This window comes from uncultured Methanobrevibacter sp. (assembly GCF_902801725.1).
In the GTDB taxonomy this organism is placed as follows: domain Archaea; phylum Methanobacteriota; class Methanobacteria; order Methanobacteriales; family Methanobacteriaceae; genus Methanocatella.
Window position 1 is genome coordinate 44,728 of the sequence record NZ_CADCJB010000027.1, and the last position, 20,713, is coordinate 65,440.

Here is a 20,713-nt window from a genome sequence, read left to right on the forward strand (position 1 = left end):
ATCTTTATATGGATATTCTTTAATATTTAATTGTAGTTACAAATTAGGGAGTATTTTTTGATATTATGTGTTCAATAGTAGGTCTTCAGGGTAATTTTGAAGGTAATGATATAATTAAAATGTTAAAAGTATCTAAAAGCAGAGGTCCGGATGAATCGGGCGTTTGGCTGGATGAGATTCATGTTAATATAGATTTGGATGAATTTGATGACAGCAATAATTATTCTATTGCTTTTGGCCATAATTTGCTTTCAATTTATGATTCTGATGATAGAGTTTCAAAAACTCAACCTGTAAGCAATGATAATTTGGTACTGACTTTTAATGGGGAATTGTATAATTTCCATACGATTCGAAATTTGCTTAAAAAGGTTGGCGTCACTGCTGAAGTTACTTCCGATTCTGAAGCGTTGCTTTACTTGATTGACAGCTATAATAAAGGAGACCTGCTTAAGGCAATTCAGATGGCAACACGCTTGATTGATGGGGATTATGCTTTTGCAGTATATGATGGTGAAAATTTAGCTCTTGTACGTGACCCGTTAGGGGTTAAACCGCTGTTCTATTCAAGTAAGGATGGTAATTTTGGTTTTGCATCATCAAAAATCTCTTTAAAAGAGGTAGGATTTGACGACATCAATACTCTAAAACCGGAGCACATATTGTTTAATGGCGAGGACATATCTCCTGCACAGCATCTGTATGAAAAAGTTAAAGAGGGGGATGTGGCCAAAATAGAAAAGATGCTAAAGTTAAGTGTAGTTAAAAGAATTGAAGGATTAAGAGAGGTTGGTGTAATATTTTCAGGTGGTGTCGATAGTTCCTATCTGGCATTGCTTTTAAAGGAAATTTCGGAAAACGTTCCACTTAAAATTAAACTTTATGCAGTTGGTGTTGAACAATCAAAAGATGTTGAAGCTGCAATTTATGCTTCAAAATTCTTAAATTTGGATTTGGAAATCTGTGAAGTGACAGAAGAGTTAATAAGAGATGCTTTGCCTCATGTTGTAAAGGCCATTGGTGATGATAATCTTATGAAGGTGGGTGTTGGATTAACCACTTACTTTGCCACAGAATTGGTTGCAAAAGATGGAATAAAAGTCGCAATTTCAGGTCAGGGTGCTGATGAACTGTTCGGAGGATATAAAAGATATCTCAAAAGCTTTGTAGACGGAAGTCTGAATTGGACGCTTAGGGAAGACATGTCAAATATGTATCATGTAAACATGGAAAGGGATGATGCCTGTTCAATGCTCAATTCAGTAGAGTTGAGATTGCCGTTTTTGGACAAAACTCTTGTTGAGCTAGTTTTAAACATTCCTGATAACAAAAAAATTGTTTCAATGCATGATGATATGAGAAAAAGCATTTTAAGAAAGCTTGCTTTTGAAGAGGGTCTGGATTATGAAATAGCCTACAGGCCAAAAAAGGCAGCCCAATACGGAACGGGCATTGATAAAATTTTAAGAAAGAAAATAATCCGGGATACGGATATTTCTCAATATCTGGATTAATTTTTTTTCAAATCATTATTTTTTTACAATTTTTCAATCTTTAACTTTATTAATATTAAAAAACATAATAAATATATTATTAATTATTAGGAGTTTTTAATTATGACAATCGAAAAAGATGCAGAAGATATTATAGAAAAGTTCTCAAAAATATTGGAAGACATTCCTGATTCTGATGAAACATGGTATATTACAGATAATTTAAATTTAACACGTGAAGATAAGGCTCATGAGAAAAATCCTGAAAAAATATTGAGAAATGCAAGAATTGATAAGGAAGGAAATCTCGTTGTAAAAAGAGCTGATTGGACTAATTAAGAGTGATTTATATGAGATTAAACTTAGTTCTAGAACTTATGGATGTTCCGGGGCAGTTAGTTAAAGTGTTGGAGCCAATTGGCAGTCTTGGCGCAAATCTGGTAACTGTCATTCATAAAAGGGATTATAAAACCGAAAATGGTAAAGTTCCTGTTCAACTTACTTTGGAAGGGGAATTAGAAGACCTCAAAAATGTTGTTAAAAGATTTGAGGAGATGGGATTTACTATTACTCAAATGGATGATGTTATTTTAAAAGAAAAAATAAGTACTATCTTTTTCGGACATATTATTGATAATGATTTAAGAGACACGATGGATAGGATTAATGATTTGGACGGTGTCTCAATTGTTGGATGTGAAATTAAACTGGATGGGGAAGACAGATCCACTGCACTTTTAAATATTGAAGCTGACATTGGTCTTAAACAGTTTATATTTGACAAAATTGAAGAAATTGCAGAAGAAAAAGATATACTTGTGATTAATGAAGTTTAGTGATTATTATGGATGAATGTAAGATTATTATAATGGGATTTGGATCAGTTGGCCAAGGTGTTGCCAATGCAATTTCCATGAAAAAAGATTTAATTAAGGATAAAACTGGAGTGGCTGTTAAAGTAGTTGCTGCTGCAGATTCATCTTCATCTGCAATCTCACAGGAGGGTTTGGATGAAGAACTACTTGTACAAACCAAAAAAGAAAGCGGAAAATTATCAGAATATCCTGAATTCGGATCAGATAAAAATGGTGAGGATGTATTGGATGCCGTTGAATATGATTGTCTTATAGAAGCAACTCCTACTAATATCGTTGATGCAGAACCGGCATTTTCATTAACACTTAAAGCTTTCGAACAAGGAAAAGATGTGGTCACATCAAATAAGGGACATTTAGCACTCAAATTCAAAGAAGTTGTTAATGCTGCTGAAGAAGCTGGCGTTGAATTCAGATATGAAGCCAGCGTTGGTGGTGCTATGCCGATTATCAATCTGGCAAAGGAAACAATTTCCTCATGTGATATCAAATCAGTCAAAGGTATTTTGAATGGTACTACCAATTATATATTGTCAAGAATGACTGCGGAAGGTTCCGATTATGAGGTTATCTTGAAAGAATCTCAGGAATTGGGAATTGCTGAAACTGACCCTACACAGGATGTTGAAGGTATTGATGCAGCATGCAAAACTGTAATTTTGGCAAATTCACTTTTAGGCATTGATGCAACATACAGTGATGTTAAGGTTACAGGTATTTCAAAAATTAATTCACAAGCAATTGAATTGGCCAAAAAAGATGATTATTTGATTAAATTGATAGCTGAAGTATCCAAAGATAATTTGCAAGTTTCTCCACGTTTGGTTAAAAGGGGAAGCTCTTATGATGTAAGCGGAACTTTAAACATGGCTACAATCAAAACTGATTTGGCTGATGAAGTATCTGTAATAGGACTCGGAGCAGGTTCACTGGAAACTGCTTCTGCGATGTTGACTGATTTAATTAGTATTTTAAAAAATAAAAACTAATTAAATATTTTTTACTTTTTTTGATAATATGAAATATGTAATTTTTATTCCAGACGGATCAAGTGATTATCCTGTAGATGAATTAGACGGTAAAACTCCTTTGATGGTTGCTAAAACTCCAAATATTGATAAATTGGCCAGTAAGGGATTTGGAGGATTTACAAACAATGTTCCCGAACAGTATACTCCAGGTTCTGACGTTGCCAATATGAGTATTTTCGGATATAATCCTGCAGATTACTATACTGGTCGTGGACCGCTTGAAGCAGGAAGCGAAGGCATCCCTACAGCACCTGAAGACGTAATCTTTAGATGCAATACAATATTCAGTGAAAATGATTCAATGGATGATTTCAATGCAGGCCATATCTCAACTGAAGAAGCAGATGAACTGATGAAAGGATTGAACGAATACTTCAATGAAAAGTATCCTGATTTTAAAGGCAAGTTCTACACTGGCGTAAGCTATAGACATTTATTTGTATATTCTTGTGAGAGTGTTGAAGATGCTAAAATCCTATCCCGCATCAAAACAATGCCTCCTCATGATATTGTAGGTGAAAAATTGGCTGATAATTTATTTGGCGAATGTGAACTTGCCGAAGAGATTCAGTCAATAATGTTTGAGGCAAGGGAATTTCTCAAAGGTCATGAAATCAATCAAAAAAGGGAAATTCCTGCAAATATGGTATGGCTATGGGGACAGGGTGTAACTCCAAGCTTACCTAACTTTGAGGAAACTTATGGAATTACAGCTTCAGTCATTACTGGTGTTGATTTGCTTAAAGGTATTGGAAACTTCGCAGGCATGAACATTGTAGATGTGCCTGGAGCTACAGGATACTTCGATACAGATTATAATGCAAAAGGTCAATATGGTATTGAAGCTTTAAAGGAAACTGACTTGTTGTTGATTCATATAGAAGCTCCTGACGAAGCAGGACATGCTCAAAATACTGAAGAAAAGGTCAAAGCAATCGAAAGAATCGATGAATTCATCGTTGGACCTATTATTGAAAGTTTAAAAGATGGTGAATTTAGAGGAGCAATTTTGCCAGACCATCCAACTCCAATAAGCGTTGGAACTCACACTCGCGATAATGTGCCTATTATCATCTTTGATTCTGAAAGAAATGGGGATGAATGTGAATCATTTGATGAAGAAGGTGTTAAAAAGGGTTCACTTGAATTTAAGGAAGGTCATTTCCTAGTTCAAAGATTAATTGATGGAGATTATTAAAATGAAAGTATTGTTAGTAAACGGTAGTCCTAATAAAAACGGTTGTACTTATACAGCTTTAACAGAAATTGAAAAAACCTTAAAAACCCATGATATTGAAACTGAAATATTCTGGATTAAAACAAAACCTATAATTGGTTGCATTGCCTGTATGAAATGTGGTGAAAAGGGGGAATGTACTTTTGACAATGATGTTGTAAATGAATTTGTCAAAAAGGCATATGATGCTGATGCATTCGTATTCGGCTCACCGGTTTATTATGCTGGAGCTAATGGATCCATGACCTCATTTTTGGACAGGGCATTTTATTCAAACTCTCATGGTGCAGGTGGGGAGGCATTCAAACACAAACCTGGTGCAGTAATATGTTCTGCAAGGCGTGCAGGTACAACTGCAACATATGACCAGTTGATAAAATATTTGGGAATAAGCCAAATGCCTATAATTTCATCTTTCTATTGGAACATGGTTCATGGGAACACTCCTGAAGAAGTCATGCAGGATGAGGAAGGATTGGGCACAATGAGACAATTGGCTCATAATATGGCATTTTTCTTAAAATGTATTGAAGTGGGAAATGAAAAAGGTTTAACTCCAACTGAAGAACCTAAACCTCGTACAAACTTCATACGATAAATCATGAATATATTCAGAACTCCTGAAGGCTATCTCTATTCTAACAGGGCGTTGCTTGCATTATTCGTTCCGCTTTTAATTGAATATTCCTTGGAATTTCTTGTAGGATTTGCAGATTCTGTGATGGTGGCATCTTTAGGTGAGGCAGCAATTTCCGGAGTTTCATTAGTTGACTTTTTAGTTCAACTACTTATTTTTTCTTTTTCAGCTCTTGCAACGGGAGGTGCCGTCGTTGCAGGACAATATTTGGGTGATAATCAGATAGATAAGGCTCAAAATTCAGCAACCCAATTGGTCTGGTTTTCGACTATTTTGTCTACTGTTTTAATGATTGCAGTAGTTGTTTTGAGGCATTTTTTAATTGGAATTCTGTTTGGCCATATTGAGGCTGAAGTTTGGGCGAATGCAGATGTGTATCTATACATTGTAGCTCTTTCTATTCCTTTTTTAGCTATTTATAATGCTGGAGCGGCTATTTTTAGGACAACCAATAATGCTTCACTGCCTATGATAGTTTTGCTAGTTTGTGATGTTTTAAATGTTATTGGCAATGCATTTTGTATTTACTATTTGGGATGGGATGTTCGCGGAGTAGCCATTCCGACTGTAATTTCAAGGGTACTGGCAGCAGTGGCGATATTGTACTTCGCCACAGATGAAAACTACAAGTTACATATTAAAAGGACTTTGAAACATAAATTCGACACTGTTATTCTTAAAAAGGTATTGCATGTTGGAATTCCATATGGTGTTGAAAACGGCCTTTTTCAATTGGGTCGTGTTTTAGTTTTAAGCATTGTTTCAACTTTTGGAACTATGGCTATTGCAGCAAACTCTGTTGGTTATGCTATTGGAATATTTTCTGTTTTGCCGGGTTTTGCAATAAATTTGGGTCTGACTGCAGTAATATCCAACTGTGTTGGTGCTAATGATTATGAACAGGCAAGATATTACAATAGGAAGTGTTTAATAATAGTTGTAGTTACTCATGTTATTATTAACTTGGCTATTTTCGCTTGTCTTCCTTTGATTTTGGGCATTTATAATTTATCAGCTCAAACTGCAGTCATGGCTGGTGAAATGATTGTTTGGCATGGGATTTTTGCAGTAATAATATGGCCGTTATCATTTACTCTGCCTGCAACATTTAGAGGAGCAGGTGACTCAAAATCAGTCATGTACATTAGTTTGGCTGTGATGTTTACCTGCAGGATAGCCCTATCTTATGTGATTGCAAGTTGGATGGGCATTGGCGTATTTGGAACATGGATTGCAATGTTTATAGATTGGTATGTGAGGGCAGGAATTTATGTTTACAGGTATTTTTCAGGTAAATGGACAAAATACAGGGTGGTGTGAGAATATTAATTTACACTCGGAACATTGCATATAAGTGCCTCTTGATTAAATTTAAATTGTAAAATAAATAAAAATAATAAATGTCAATCTGAAAGTTAGATATAATTTTTTTAATGATGTATGATAAATGGGGTGTTTAAATGGTTGATAGTGAAGATACACATGATGAACTTGTCGGTTTGGTAAATTTAAACGTTGCACATTATAAGGTAATCACCGACAATCAAAATTTAATTCTAAAAAATCAGGAAATTTTGTCAAAGCAATTAGAAGACATTAACAAGAAATTGGATAAGCTATTGGAATAGGTGTTTTAATGGTACTGTTTAGAGGAGATATTAAGTGTAAAAGCTTGCAGAGAAGAACTTCAATCAGTGTCATACTGCCTGCAGATAATATCCATTTTTTACAGGATACTGAAGAAATAGTTCCACAACCTTACAGGACATTATATCTGCTTCATGGGTTGTATGGCAGTGATGACATATTCCTTGCAAACACTTCGATTCAGAAATTTGCGGAAGATAACGGGATTGCTGTTGTAATCCCTTGTGGTGAAAACAGTTTTTATGTTGATAATGAGAAAGCTCATGCCTACTATGGAGAATATGTGGGTCAGGAGCTGCTGGACATAACCAGAAATATATTTCCTCTGTCTGATAAAAAAGAAGACACTTTTATTGCAGGTTTTTCCATGGGTGGATATGGAGCAATTTGCAATGGATTAAAATATTATGAAAATTTTTCAAAAATTGGAATGATTTCTCCTGCATTAATTACTGATGACATTGTTAATTATACTGATGATAATAATGTTTTGCGTTCCAGGGATTTCTATGAATCTATTTTTGGCAATCTGGATGAATTGAAAGGTTCTAATATGGATCCGAAATACCTGATTGAAAATTGTCCCTCCATTCCTGATATCTATATGGCATGTGGAATTGATGATTTTCTTTTTGAAAAAACCGCTGATTTTTATAGATTTTTAAACTCCAAAAATATTGATGCCACTTTTGTAGGCGATGAGGGTGAGCATAATTGGGAGTTTTGTGATAAATATGTCAGGGAATTCATTAAAACATTGGTTTAGGTGGTAATATGAAGTTATGTCCAAATTGTGGAGCAGTGTTGAGAGAAATAATGGGAGGTTACAAATGCCCGGAATGTGACAGCATATTTGATGATGATGAGGTTGATGTTTCCAAATGCCCAAGCTGTGGTGGTGAATTGGAAGACTCTGATGGTAAATTTCACTGTTCTGAGTGTGACATGACAGTCGATAATGAAGACACAGTTTTCAGCGATGACATGAGTTTTGATGATAATTATGGTTTTGAGGAGAGAGACTATGATTCTATGGTAAATAATGGGGATGAAATCTGTTTGAACTGTACTTTTTGGAGCGTAAGCCCATATGGACGTGCTTATGGGATGATTTGCCGTAAAGGATATCCTACAAACGGCCCGGGGGATTCCTGTAGTGAATTTATTCAGGAACATCATTTTGCAAGTTATGGCGATGATGGGCAGTATCAGTTTGATGAGACAAGTAGGTATATTTCCAATAAGCTATTTAACTGGAAGCAATAGTCTGCAAAAACTGAGTTTATATAATTGAATTAATATTTTTATATCATGAGAAACTAAAATTATAATATAAGTTTTATTTTATGGAGAGGATTTTTCTGACAAAATATATTATTATAACTGGTGGGGTAGTTAGTTCCATAGGTAAAGGTATTACCTCAGCATCTATGGGTAGGATTTTAAGATCATATGGTTTAAAAGTTTCAGCTATTAAAATAGACCCTTATTTAAACTGGGATTCTGGAACACTCAATCCATATCAGCATGGTGAAGTATTTGTAACTCATGATGGTATGGAAACTGACTTGGACCTTGGTCACTATGAAAGATTTTTAGATGTTGAACTTGATGGAATTGCAAACATCACCACAGGTAAAGTTTATCAATCAGTTATCGCTAAGGAAAGAGAAGGTGGATACCTTGGAGAATGTGTACAGGTCATTCCTCACATAACTAACAGAATCAAAGAGATGATTAGAGAAAATTCTGAAAGATACGATTATGATGTTGTGTTAGTTGAACTTGGTGGTACTGTTGGAGATATTGAAAGTCAGCCTTTCCTAGAAGCATTAAGGCAACTCAGAAATGAGGAAGGCCGTAAAAACGTTATGTTTGTCCATGTTACATTTATTCCCTACCTAAATGCAGCTGGAGAATTCAAAACCAAACCAACCCAACATTCTACAAAAGAATTAAGAAGTGTCGGTATTAATCCTGATGTAATTGTATGCAGATCACAGGTGCATATTGATGATGCATTGCTTGGCAAAGTTGCTCACTTCTGTGATGTGGATGCCAGCGCTGTTGTAAACACTCCTGATGCAGGTACAATTTATGAAGTGCCTTTGGTTTTGGAGGACAAAAACATCGGCGAGCTAATAGTCAATAGGATAGGTCTGGATGTAGATCCTGATTCATCCAAACTTGACGAATGGAGAAAAATAGTTGAATCTCTTAGGATTTCCGAGCCTGAAGTCACTATAGGCATTGTTGGTAAATATGTGGAGCTTGAGGATTCATACATTAGTATTCGTGAATCACTGCTTCATGCAGCGGCCAGCATAGGCGTAAAGGCCAACATCAAGTATCTAAGTTCTGATGTGGAACAGTTGGATGAAAATAAACTAAAAGAATTTGACGGTATTTTGATTCCGGGCGGATTCGGTGAAAGAGGTTTTGAAGGTAAATTGGGTGCTGTTGATTATGCAATAGAGAATAATGTGCCTTTATTTGGAATTTGTCTTGGAATGCAATCCATTGTAACTCAATTCGCAAGAAGAAATGGTTATCCTAATGCAAACAGTTCAGAATTTGATGATAATTTGGAATTCCCTGTTATTGATATGATGGAAGAGCAAAAGAAAATCAAAAACATGGGTGGAACAATGCGTTTAGGCTCTTATGATTGTAAAATTGTCGAAGGAACTAAAACTTATGATGCATATGGTGAAATAGACATTGAAGAACGTCATAGACACAGATATGAATTCAACAATGATTTCAGAGATGACTTGCAGGAAAAAGGTTTAATTATTTCCGGTACAAGTCCTGATGACTTCTTAGTTGAAATTGTAGAATTGCCAAATCATCCATGGGCTATAGGATGTCAATTCCATCCAGAATTTAAATCAAGACCAAATAGGCCACATCCATTATTTAAATCATTTTTAGAAGCTATTTATGAGTATTCTAAAAATTAATTTTTTTATTTTTAAATCAATTTTATGGGCTAAAATCAATTTTATGAGCTTATTTTCTATCTAATTAATATTATAGTTTGTATAATACTATAATTATGAATTTTAGTCTTTTATTTTTATTTCAAATATCAATTACAGTATTATTTTGCATTATGGCTGCAATATTTGATGTTAAATATGGTATTGTTCCGGACTGGTTGACAAGAAGCCTTTTGCTTATTGGATTCATATCAAATTTAATTTTGTCATTGTTTTCATCTAACATTAAATACATTCTAGCTTCAATTATTTCAGTAGTTATTACATATTCTATCACATATATGATGTGGCAATTAAACGTATGGGGTGGTGGTGATGTTAAACTATTTACTGGCATCTCATCAGTAATACCATTCGGTATTAATGTGGACTTTTTGAATATTTTTCCGGAACTGTCGATATATCCGTTTTCATTCAGCGTGGTTTTGAACAGCATTCTGGTGTCATTTCCTTTTCTGATTGTATTTGTCACATATCTGATTTTCAAAAACAATATTTTTAAAGGAAATAAGGATTTCCTGTTTAATGTCTTTAATGTTCGCAGTTTAAGATTCTTGGTTGAATCCACGCTTAATAGGATGGTAAAAATAAAGAACATTGAAGAGGGAGCAATCGTCAATGAGTATTATTTTAACAATGAATATATTTGTGAGTTAATCGGAGAAGCAGACGGCAATTTAAAGATTTATAAAAATCCTAAGGAGTCATATTTCAAATATTATTTCAAATCTCAAAGCGCTGGGGGTATAACCAACAAGGAAATGTATCTCTTGAAAATCTTGAATGCCCAAGGTTTTATTTCCGATGAGATTTCTGTTAAAATTTCATTTCCTTTTGCCCCGTCTATTCTTTTTGGATTGATGATTGCAGTGGTTTATGGAGATGTAATCATGTTGTTTACAAAAAATATTTTTCTGGTGGTATGAATGATTAAAGATAATTCCGGCCAGGTTTCACTTGAGTATATGCTGATTTTTGTAATTTCTCTGATTATTTTAATTGTATTTACAATGCCGATGGTAAATCAAAGCATGAAAACAACATTGGATGTGTCTGATTCCTTGAAAATCAAGTCTGATTTATCAAAAATAGCTTCTGCCATCAATACAGTTTATGGGGAAGGTCAGGGATCTAGGCAAACCGTAAATATATATCTAACTCATTCCATTAAGGTAAATATTGAAAGTAACTATGTTTTATGTAAAATAACTCTTAAGGATAAATCGAATAAAAATATTAAGGTTCCCTGCAAGTCAAATTTAAAATCCTCTTCAATTACTCTTAAAAAGGGTAAAAATTCTGTTGTTGTAGAATGGCCTGTTGGTAGTGATAATATGTTTGTAAGTGTGTGATTTAAGATATTTTTAACAAAAGTTATTTTAATGGGGTTATTATAAACTATTATAGTAAATAGTTAATGGCGTGTAATTATGGATGTTATAACTTCAATTATTTATATCGTTTTATTTATTATAATGATGGTATTTGTCTTTTCTGTTGGCATGATTAGGAAATACATGCCAAAAAAGGAAATTCTTTTAGTCATTCTAGTTGCTTTTTTAATTGGATCAATTGGGGGTGCATTTTTCATAGAGCCGATCTATCAGGAAATGCCTTCTGTCGTGACAACTGTTGAAAAGAACATGCCTAATAACGAAGAGACATTATATTTGGATTTATCTTCTTCATATGATTTGGCTGAATTAGAAAATAATCTATCTCATACTGATGGTTTCAAGTCTTATGATGAAGAAAGCATTTCGATTACTCTATGGAGCTTTACAGATACTGAAAAGGCCTACTTTGAGGAGATAGTTGGAAATATTGATGACCATTATAAGAATTATACCGTAAACTCTTCAGGTACAATAACTATTGAACTTGATAATAATTACTCTGCAAAAAATGCTTTAAAATCATTTTCAGATTGGTATAAATTAGTTTATGGAGATTCTCTTACTTATGCTCAAGTACATTCCAAACTGGTAATTGATGCTTCACATTTGGATGAATTTGAGAAAAATCTGCTTGCTAGAGGTATTGTTGCAACCAAAATGGAAGGTCCAATTCATGATAGTTTGAATAATACAAATGCAACTATGGTTTCAGATACTAATTTGGTATTGGCTACGGGAATCCTCGGTATTGTTGTTGCAGTATTTGGAATTTACTTCGATTCGTTCGTTGTTTATTACAGAAGACTTAGGAAATTCATGAAAAATAAGAGACGGTAATCTTATGAATGCCGCTATTTTATTTTCGGGCGGAAAGGATAGTACATTGGCTTTGTATTATGCCTTGAAGGAGAAGGAAGATGTCAAATATCTTCTTTCCATGAAATCCGTCAATGATGAGTCATACATGTTTCATGTTCCCAATATTCACATCACAGATTTGCTTGCAGAGGCACTTGATATTCCTATAATTTCTGCTGTAACTCAGGGTGTTAAGGAAGAGGAACTTGAAGATTTGAAAAGGGAATTTGAAAACCTTAAGGAATTGGGTGTTGAGGCCATATACACTGGTGCACTTTACTCGGTTTATCAGAAATCAAGAATTGAAAAGTTGGGTGAGGAAGTTGGTTTGAAAATCGTTTCACCATACTGGCATGTCGATGAACTTGAGTATATGAGAAAAATCGTTTCGCTAGGTTTTAAAGTTATTATTTGCGGTGTTGCAGCTTGGGGTCTTGATGAATCATGGCTCGGGCGCCTAATTGATGATGAAGCTATTGATGAACTGGTCAAAATCAATGAAAAATATCAGGTCAATATAGCTTTTGAAGGCGGTGAAGCTGAAACCTTGGCTATTGACGGACCTATTTTTAAAAAAAGAGTTAAAATATTAAAAGATAAAAAAGAATGGCATCTGGATAGTGGTGTTTATATTATTGAGGATGCAATTCTTGAAGATAAATGATTACAGGTTAATTTCATTAAAAAATTCATTTATCTTTTCATTACAGCTTTCAATATCACTTTCGTTGATGATTATTTTGTCTGAAAGTGCAATTACATTGCCTATGCCAAAGTCCAATTCGGTATAATCTCTTTTTGCAAACACGTTATAATCTGTGGAATCATCTTCTCTCATTCTTTTTTTCAGTCTTTCGAAGCGTAATGCCGGATTTGCAAAGATTGAAAGGATTATGAAGTTATCAAAGTTTTCCTTAAACATAGCCACTTCATGATGGCTTCTGATACCTTCAACAACGATTGAATTTTCAATTCCTTCCTCTTGAAGTTTTTTAATTTTTTTGATTGTGAGTTCGGAAACTATATACTTTCCATGTTCTTTTCTTAAATTTTTTGCAGTTTCTTTAGAGCTTTCGCCTCTTTTTTTAGCTTCTTCTCTTACTATGTCTCCCATACTAACAATCATGGCTCCTCTTTTTGTTGCCATTTCAGAAACTAAACTTTTTCCAGATCCAGGCATTCCTGAAATTCCCATAATTTGCATTATCTTCACTCTTTTAATTTAATTTGTTGTAATGATTCTTTAAGGTTCTCTTCATTGTCAAATTCGTTAACCATATCCATTAAGAATTTTTTATCTTGATCTTTCAGGTCTTTGGCTATTTTTGTCATGAACGGTATTGCCCTTACAATATTGTCCACAATAGAAACATCAGACATTTTTGATGTTCTAGAAAGTGGGTTCAAATCTATTGTAATAATGTTTTTACCTGATTTTTTAAGTATTTCGGCTCTGTCGCCATCTTCAAGTGGAACTAAAATAGTGTCTGATGAATATATTCCAGATTTGCTTGCTGATGCCCTATTGTTTTTAATATTGTCAATGTATTCGATGTCATCGTCTAATGTGCCTAATATGCCGTCAAATCCACGGTTTTTGTATAGTTTTGTCAATAGTCTTACTCGCTCATCAGTTCTATAGAATAGGTTAATTTCTATTTTGGCACTGATTTCATTTGCAAGGTCGATTATTTCATCACAGGCAAGAGCACTGGCATTTCCATTCACTGAAATAACTGGATTGTTTGATAAAAGTAACGCTGCAACGGCAACATACATCGCTCTTTTTGCAGGGTAGGTTGTTTTCTCTCCAATCAGGTAATCAAAAGCTTCTCCTCTTCCATGTGCAATCATCCCAGAATCTGCAAGATAACCTTTCTGGGACGCTTTCACTATTTTATCTCTTAAGAGTAATGACTCGTAACGGGGGTGAGATTTTGGTATCATGGTATCACTATTTTAAATCAATCTTCATTTGGGCAAGATATCCTAAAAATGTTGTAATTAATAAAGTTATTATAATCATTGAAGTAATATGCAACGGATAATTGGCAACAAGTGAATTATGTGCATTTGGCAGTATGAAAAAGATATAATCTAAAACAATATCTACTGCAATAAATATTATTCCTGCAAGAATTCCTTCCACAACTTCATTTTCTTCAATGTTTCTGATGTACAGTATTCCGAAAAACCCTGTTACGATAATCATGATTATTGGAACAAGGATATTGATATAGGGAAGATTGTTATTGAAAATTGGATTGAAGATGTCTGTTAGAATAAATGTTAAAAACCATATTATTATTCCAAACACTATTGCTAATTTCAGTTTCATATTAATTAAACCTTAAATAACTATCATTATTATCTTTGATTTGGAGATATTAAATACTTTTCTAAGTTGATTTAAATTTGTAATTATGAAGTTATTTTAAAAAAAGAGTTTAGGGATTGTTAGGTAAATAATCTATGTGATTATCTACCTAACTACTTGTTTTTTTACAAGCTTTTAGAGAAATGAATTTTAAAATTTGGCTGTTTAATCTATCTCTCTGGCTACTTCGTAGCCAAGTAGTATTATATTTGTTCAAGTATATAAACTTATTTATAATTTACATAAATTCAAGTATACTTTACTAATAACCTATATATTCTTTGATTTACTAAAATTAAATTGAATTATGTATAATGACGATCAAGAAAATTATTATCAAAGGATGTTGTCTAATTCAATATCTTCAATGAATCCATCTGAAGAAGCTAAGAAAAGAGCTAGAAAGAAATCAGCAGGCTATTATGAAGATTTAAAAGAACAATTATTGTTAGAATATGAAGGCAAGGAATTGACTGATATTAAAAATTCCAAGGTTATATCTACTGATTTCGGCGACACTCTAAAGATAACTTCGAAAGAAAAGGTTGATTTTAATATTATTGATAATAATTTTAAAAGCCAAATGAACCATAATTTAAAATTGCTTCCAAAGATAGGTATTAAAACGGAAGAAAATCTTAAAAATAAAGGATATCCTACGATTGAATCTCTTAGGAGTCATGATAAATACGGTGATGTCGCATCTGATTTTTTGGATGCTGTCGGGGAAATGTCATTTCATGAGATAATGGATTTGCTTGATGCCAACAAATACTCTAAAAAGTGCAGAAATAACCTGCTGAAATGCATAAGTCTTACTGACCGTGAAAACTTTAAGTTTATGGATATAGAAACTAAAGGACTTTCTAACGTTCCTGTAATATTAATTGGTGTTGCTGAAATTAAAGGCAATAACATAATTACTTCACAATATTTCCTAAGGGATTATGCTGAAGAATCTGTGATATTGGATGCATACCTGTCTCATTTGGATGAAGATTCCGTTCACGTAACTTTCAATGGAAAAAGTTTTGATGTACCATTTATTAATAATAGGTGCATATATAATAGAATTGATGCTGACTTGGATTTGCCTCACATTGATTTGATGCACTTTGCAAAAAATCTGTGGAGTGATGAATTGCCAAATTGTAAACTTCAAACAATTGAACGGGAGTTTTTTGGTATTGAAAGGGAAGATGATGTTCCCGGACAATATATTCCAGGATATTACGATACATATTTATCTAAAAACAATATTGGTCCTATTGTGCCCATAATTGAGCATAACAGGCAGGATATTGTTTCACTTGCCGCTTTTTTGGAGAAAATGTATGGGGATGTAAATTAAAATGGGACTTTTTGATAGATTTAAAAAGAATGACAAAAAGGAAAAAAAGGAACGCAAATCCGTTCCGAATGATGTTGAAATTGATGAAGATCAATTGCTGTTGAAAAAGATAGCCACAACAAGCAAGGATAGAAATGAACGGGCTGTTGCTGCAGACCAAATTACAGATCAATACGTTGCACTGGATATTGCTAAAAATGTAAAGGATAGGGCCATTAGATTGATTGCAGCCAATAAAATCAAAGATGAAAATCTACTTTGGGATGCTGCTGAAAACTCAAAATTCTTTGATGTTAGAAGTTTTGCCTATGAACGATTGGGTGAAAATAACAAATCAATTGCCGAAATTGTAATAAATACTAAAAAAGATCCTCATGTCGATGAAATATTTAAGAAAATCACGGATGAGGAAACCCTTAAATGGATTGCAATTGAAGCAGAGGACAAAAGATATAGAAATGAAGCTGTAGATAGGATAGAATCCAAGGAAGTATTGGAAGATTTGGTATTTAAGGCCAGTGACAATTCCATTAAAATGACAGCAATCAACAAGGAAAACTTTGATGATGAGGATATTCTCCAAAAAATTGCTATTGGCGAGAAAGATGAAGGCGTAAAGACTGCAGCAATCAAAAAAATTGATGATGAACAAAAATTAGCTGAAATTGCAAAGAGCGAAGAAAATGCAAAGATACGGTCACTTATTTTTGAAAGGATTGATGATGCCGACATCCTAAAAAGCATAGTTCTGAACTCTGAAAAATCTGATGTTCGTCTGGATTTGGTTCCAAAGTTGGATGATGAAAATCTTTTAAAGGAAATTGCTTTAAATGACTCTGATAAAATTGTTAGAAGTGAAGCCGTTAAAAAGATTGATGATGAAGATGCATTATTGGAAATCATCAAAAATGATGACGACAGGTTTGTTCGCCAGATTGCCGTCAATAACATTAAAAATCCCCAAATATTAATTAACATTGCTTTGAATGATGATGACCAATTCGTAAGAAATCATGCAATTAAAAATCCTAATTTGGTTGATGAAAAGGATTATTTGGAAATTGTTATTAATTCCACTCATGAGGATGTGGCTTTTGAAGCAATGAAACACATCAGCGATGAAAAATCATTCATAAAAATTTTAAATGAAGCCAAATTGGAAAATATTAGAAAGGGTACTCTGGACAATATTGATGATTTGGAAACATTGATTAAAATAGTTCTGGCAAACAAAGATGAGGAATTTTCCTTGAAGGCTTTAAATAAGATTGATGTTGAAGCTTGTTTGATTAAAATATATGAGCAGGGAATTTCTGAAAGTATTTCGGTTAGGGCAGTTTCCAAAGTAAGAAATCAGAAGTTTTTAACTGGTGTTGTTAAAAATGAACCTCAATGGAGAGTTCGTGAAGCTGCAGTTAAACATATTGTAAGTAAGAAAGTCTTAAAAGAAGTTTCAATCAATGATGAAAATGAATATGTAAGAAACGTCGCTAAAAAAAGGTTGAATTTATAAAAAGATTTCAACCTCTTTTCTTTCGCTGTTTGCTTCTTCAAATACTGGTTTTTTAGATTCAAATGCTTCTCCTGTAAATGAACGTGCATTTTCAGGGCAAATATTGATGCATGCAGTACATCTGCTACACATGTTCAGGTCTGTGTTTACAGGATCATCTTCAGGAATTGCATTTTCTGGACAAATTGAAATGCAATCATAGCAGAAGATGCAATGAGTTTCATCGCAGGCTATTTCGAATGGTAGCTGTTTGTATTCGACGTATGGTATGTTTCCTGGAATTTTACTTTCAAGGCTTTTGCCGGATTTGATTTTTTCCTGACATTTTTTTGAAAATTCATTAATTTTTTTGATGTCATTTTCATCAGGCCTTCCTACAGCAACACTGTCAAATATGGAATGGTGACTTACTGTTGTTGCCGCTGCAATCACATCAAACTTGTTTTCTCTCAGCAAATCCACTAATTCAAGTAGTGCATCACTCACGTGTGCATTTCCATAGTTTGCAACAGCGATTGCTTTGGTATTATTTCCTTTCAATTTAGCTAATCGATTGCGGGCACTTTTAGGTATTCTTCCGGCAAAAACAGGCATTCCTACAATTGCAATGTCGTCTTTTTTGAAATCCTTCTCCAAATCAAAGTGCAACAGGTCATAGGCTTCGCTGGTTTCATTAAAATTGCTGGCGATTTGTTCTATGACTCTTTTTGTGGTTTGGGAAGGACTGAAATAGATTTTTATAATTTTTGACATTATTTCACCAATAATCGTTATGTTTGTAGATAAATTTAAAAATTTTGAATGGCATTAATTAGCTTTCATTGTCTTGTGTTAATTTTTGTTTAATCTTAATTTTATTTTAATTATTCAATTTAAACTATTATGTTTTTTGAATCATTATTTTTTAAATCTGTTCAATTTTTTGAAAAACTTTAAATATATAGAATGTATAAACTATTATGTAGGAAGATACCTTCCGACTGAAGTGAGGTGTAAAAAGTGAGTGAAATCAGAACAGCCATGGTTGGAACTCCATGCCAAATACTGGCTGCAACAAAAATTAACAAATATGAAAAACAGACTGGCGGTTCGCCGATAGATGTAAAAATTGGTTTATTTTGTATGGAAAACTTTTCTTATTCCTATCTTGAAAGATATCTCAAGCAGCAGGATATAGAGCTGTATGAAGTCAGAGAATTCAGAATAGACAAAGGTAAATTCATTGCGAATTTAATTGACGGAAGGGTATTCAAAATACCTATTGCCGAAACCGAACCGTTTACCCGTAAAAATTGTCACATATGTACTGATTATACCTCTGATACTTCTGACATATCTGTAGGTTCAGTGGGTTCTCCAAACGGATACTCAACAGTTATTGTCAGATCAAAAAAAGGAAGGCAAATTATCGAAGACTGTATTGATAAAGGGTATATTGCTATTGATGAAATCACATCTGAAGGATTAAATCTTTTGGAAAGGATTGCAAACCAGAAGATTTCCAAAAACACTAAAAATTATAAAAAGAGGGAAGCCATTGCAAGGCCTGTTTTGTCTAAAAGAAAAGTAACTGAAGAGGAATTTGTAAGAGAATCATGTCTCTGCCAATTTGAAAATCTGCAAAATGATGTTATAAGCGTAGGGTCATGTGTTTTGTGTGGGGCCTGTGAATATGTCTGTCCAATTGACTCAATACAAATCAATCATAGAAAACCGGTTTCCAAAAAGGAATGTGAACCTGACTGCCATGCATGTTATTTTGCATGTCCTAGAACATTTGTTAGCGAAGAGATATATCCAAGCGATATAGATGAAAAACCGCTTGGAAACTATCTTGATATCTATTGTGTAAAGGCAGATTCCATAATCGGTCAGGATGGTGGGGTAGTATCAGCTATTCTAGTATATCTGCTTGAAAATGATGTAGTTGATGCAGTATCCATTGTCGGAGAAGATAAGGATGCACCTTGGAGACCACAATCAAAACTCACCTCTTCAGTTCAGGATGTTATTACTGCAGCCGGAACAAAGTACAGTACAACTCCGATAGGATTCAAAGCCCTAAACAAATAGGGTTTTTATTTTTTCTTTTTTTGTGTTGACCCTCAATTTTAATTATTATTAGATACTCAAATTTAATAAAAAAAGAGAAATAGGTTAAAAATTGAATTAAATCAAAAATCTAATAATTTCTGCAACACTCAAACCCTTAAAAAAAGGTAAGTGAGAGATAAACTCTCATTGTTTTTTAATATTTTTATTTTTTATCCGCAGCGTTAGAATTAAAATAACTCCTAACACAATGGCCAATGCCTGCATTACGGAAGCCATTGCATTTTGAATAATTATATCTGCAGTATTTACAACAATACTATCTTGTCCATCTATGGTATCTAATTTTTGGAAGTAATCATAGACCTCTTGATGGAATTGTTCATCTCCGGAATAATTAGGTGCGTAGGTATCGACTGCAGTACTAATGCCTCCCATAACTCCAAGAATTAGAATTATTCCAATAATTGCTGTACCCATTGATGAACCTAATGTCTCACCAGTTGTAATGATGCCAGATGCGTTATTTTGGCTTTTAGAGGGAATATCGAATAATGCAACATCCGCACTTAAAGCCATTATGAAACCAATTCCCGCACCGAGTAAAAACTGTCCCGGAATTAAATCCAGCAGTGTTATATCTAATTTAAACTGATAACTTAAAATCAGACATCCTACGATAGATATTATACATCCTATTGCCATAATTGTCTTATGATTCAGTTTTCCAATTAATTTTGGAGCGGACACTGAAAAAATAAGCAAACCCATACAAAACGGAAGTGAAGCCAAACCAGTATTCAATGGATTTAACTGCAATACACTTTGGAAAAACAGAACCAGTACAAAAAATGTTCCGGATACTATAATATTATACAATAACTTAATGGATACGCCCAAACGCAAATTTTTGTCTCTAAATAAATCAACATCAAGCAATGGGACCTTTCCTGACCTTTTTCTTTTGAGTTCATGCCATATAAAGATTGCCAGGATTGTTAATCCCAAAATTATCTCAATTATGCTGGCAGTAATATCCTTGGTCAGAGTCAATATACCGAGCACAAGCAAAACAAGACCTATGCTTGAAATTATAGTACCAATAATATCCAAATCGTTTTTAGATTCAGTAGGTTTGAAGTAAGGTATTCTATTTTGCATTCCTAAAATAAAGAAAATAATCAGTAATTCAAATGCAAATGTATATCTCCAACTTAAAAAAGTTGTAATGACCCCACCAATG

At 33.6% G+C, this 20,713-nt stretch carries 23 protein-coding genes; 18 read left to right on the plus strand and 5 right to left on the minus strand.

Annotation, left to right across the window (positions count from 1 at the left end; genetic code table 11):
* Positions 1 to 65: 65 nt before the first annotated feature.
* The 15 genes from QZV68_RS06995 to QZV68_RS07065 all read left to right on the plus strand — a co-directional run bounded on the left by QZV68_RS06995 (position 66) and on the right by QZV68_RS07065 (position 12,841).
* Complete coding sequence (locus QZV68_RS06995; RefSeq protein WP_296879900.1) at positions 66 to 1,514, plus strand: asparagine synthase-related protein; 1,449 nt, start codon at positions 66 to 68, stop codon at positions 1,512 to 1,514.
* 102 nt (positions 1,515 to 1,616) lie between these two features.
* Complete coding sequence (gene gatC / locus QZV68_RS07000; protein WP_296879901.1) at positions 1,617 to 1,832, plus strand: Asp-tRNA(Asn) amidotransferase subunit GatC; 216 nt, start codon at positions 1,617 to 1,619, stop codon at positions 1,830 to 1,832.
* Positions 1,833 to 1,843: 11 nt separating this feature from the next.
* Entirely contained in the window at positions 1,844 to 2,329 is a 486-nt protein-coding gene (locus QZV68_RS07005; RefSeq protein WP_296879902.1) for an amino acid-binding protein, read from the plus strand.
* Between the two features lie 8 nt (positions 2,330 to 2,337).
* The gene (locus tag QZV68_RS07010) at positions 2,338 to 3,357 is read left to right on the plus strand and encodes a homoserine dehydrogenase (protein ID WP_296879904.1); all 1,020 of its coding nucleotides are present in this window, start codon (positions 2,338 to 2,340) and stop codon (positions 3,355 to 3,357) included.
* A gap of 28 nt (positions 3,358 to 3,385) precedes the next feature.
* A complete protein-coding gene (locus QZV68_RS07015) occupies positions 3,386 to 4,597 on the plus strand; it encodes a cofactor-independent phosphoglycerate mutase (protein WP_296879906.1) in 1,212 nt (403 codons plus the stop codon).
* A gap of 1 nt (position 4,598) precedes the next feature.
* Positions 4,599 to 5,234 (plus strand): flavodoxin family protein, encoded by a 636-nt coding sequence (locus tag QZV68_RS07020; protein WP_296879908.1) that lies wholly within the window; start codon positions 4,599 to 4,601, stop codon positions 5,232 to 5,234.
* Positions 5,235 to 6,593, plus strand: a complete 1,359-nt coding sequence (locus tag QZV68_RS07025) for an MATE family efflux transporter (protein WP_363137123.1) — start codon at positions 5,235 to 5,237, stop codon at positions 6,591 to 6,593.
* A gap of 140 nt (positions 6,594 to 6,733) precedes the next feature.
* Positions 6,734 to 6,901, plus strand: a complete 168-nt coding sequence (locus QZV68_RS07030) for a hypothetical protein (protein ID WP_296879912.1) — start codon at positions 6,734 to 6,736, stop codon at positions 6,899 to 6,901.
* Between the two features lie 8 nt (positions 6,902 to 6,909).
* A complete protein-coding gene (locus QZV68_RS07035; RefSeq protein WP_296879914.1) occupies positions 6,910 to 7,686 on the plus strand; it encodes an alpha/beta hydrolase family protein in 777 nt (258 codons plus the stop codon).
* Positions 7,687 to 7,694: 8 nt separating this feature from the next.
* Positions 7,695 to 8,186, plus strand: a complete 492-nt coding sequence (locus QZV68_RS07040; RefSeq protein ID WP_296879916.1) for a hypothetical protein — start codon at positions 7,695 to 7,697, stop codon at positions 8,184 to 8,186.
* A gap of 80 nt (positions 8,187 to 8,266) precedes the next feature.
* The gene (locus QZV68_RS07045; RefSeq protein ID WP_296879918.1) at positions 8,267 to 9,883 is read left to right on the plus strand and encodes a CTP synthase; all 1,617 of its coding nucleotides are present in this window, start codon (positions 8,267 to 8,269) and stop codon (positions 9,881 to 9,883) included.
* Positions 9,884 to 9,978: 95 nt separating this feature from the next.
* On the plus strand, positions 9,979 to 10,848 hold the full coding sequence (locus QZV68_RS07050; protein ID WP_296879920.1) for a prepilin peptidase: 870 nt from the start codon (positions 9,979 to 9,981) through the stop codon (positions 10,846 to 10,848).
* The gene (locus QZV68_RS07055) at positions 10,849 to 11,274 is read left to right on the plus strand and encodes a class III signal peptide-containing protein (protein ID WP_296879922.1); all 426 of its coding nucleotides are present in this window, start codon (positions 10,849 to 10,851) and stop codon (positions 11,272 to 11,274) included.
* Positions 11,275 to 11,352: 78 nt separating this feature from the next.
* A complete protein-coding gene (locus tag QZV68_RS07060) occupies positions 11,353 to 12,156 on the plus strand; it encodes a hypothetical protein (RefSeq protein ID WP_296879924.1) in 804 nt (267 codons plus the stop codon).
* Between the two features lie 4 nt (positions 12,157 to 12,160).
* Complete coding sequence (locus QZV68_RS07065; RefSeq protein WP_296879926.1) at positions 12,161 to 12,841, plus strand: TIGR00289 family protein; 681 nt, start codon at positions 12,161 to 12,163, stop codon at positions 12,839 to 12,841.
* Here the strand turns inward: QZV68_RS07065 and QZV68_RS07070 are convergent, their stop codons facing one another.
* The 3 genes from QZV68_RS07070 to QZV68_RS07080 are packed head-to-tail and all read right to left on the minus strand — an operon-like array spanning position 12,842 to position 14,515.
* Positions 12,842 to 13,381: a nucleoside monophosphate kinase gene (locus QZV68_RS07070; protein ID WP_296879928.1), complete on the minus strand. Its 540-nt coding sequence runs from the start codon at positions 13,379 to 13,381 to the stop codon at positions 12,842 to 12,844.
* A gap of 5 nt (positions 13,382 to 13,386) precedes the next feature.
* Complete coding sequence (locus QZV68_RS07075; RefSeq protein WP_296879930.1) at positions 13,387 to 14,124, minus strand: 4-phosphopantoate--beta-alanine ligase; 738 nt, start codon at positions 14,122 to 14,124, stop codon at positions 13,387 to 13,389.
* 7 nt (positions 14,125 to 14,131) lie between these two features.
* The gene (locus QZV68_RS07080) at positions 14,132 to 14,515 is read right to left on the minus strand and encodes a hypothetical protein (RefSeq protein ID WP_296879932.1); all 384 of its coding nucleotides are present in this window, start codon (positions 14,513 to 14,515) and stop codon (positions 14,132 to 14,134) included.
* A gap of 343 nt (positions 14,516 to 14,858) precedes the next feature.
* On the opposite strand from QZV68_RS07080, the gene QZV68_RS07085 reads away from it, so the two are divergent.
* Entirely contained in the window at positions 14,859 to 15,905 is a 1,047-nt protein-coding gene (locus QZV68_RS07085; RefSeq protein WP_363137125.1) for a ribonuclease H-like domain-containing protein, read from the plus strand.
* 1 nt (position 15,906) lies between these two features.
* Positions 15,907 to 17,418 carry a HEAT repeat domain-containing protein gene (locus QZV68_RS07090; RefSeq protein ID WP_296879936.1) on the plus strand — a complete coding sequence of 504 codons (1,512 nt, stop codon included), beginning with the start codon at positions 15,907 to 15,909 and terminating at the stop codon, positions 17,416 to 17,418.
* Here QZV68_RS07090 and QZV68_RS07095 read toward each other — a convergent pair.
* Positions 17,413 to 18,171, minus strand: a complete 759-nt coding sequence (locus QZV68_RS07095; protein WP_296879938.1) for a ferredoxin — start codon at positions 18,169 to 18,171, stop codon at positions 17,413 to 17,415. The genes QZV68_RS07090 and QZV68_RS07095 overlap by 6 nt on opposite strands.
* 246 nt (positions 18,172 to 18,417) lie before the next feature.
* Here QZV68_RS07095 and QZV68_RS07100 point away from each other — a divergent pair, with 246 nt between their 5' ends.
* Positions 18,418 to 19,491 (plus strand): Coenzyme F420 hydrogenase/dehydrogenase, beta subunit C-terminal domain, encoded by a 1,074-nt coding sequence (locus tag QZV68_RS07100; protein WP_296879940.1) that lies wholly within the window; start codon positions 18,418 to 18,420, stop codon positions 19,489 to 19,491.
* 165 nt (positions 19,492 to 19,656) lie between these two features.
* Here QZV68_RS07100 and QZV68_RS07105 read toward each other — a convergent pair.
* A partial coding sequence (locus QZV68_RS07105; RefSeq protein WP_296879941.1) for an MFS transporter occupies positions 19,657 to 20,713 on the minus strand: 1,057 nt, incomplete at its 5' end.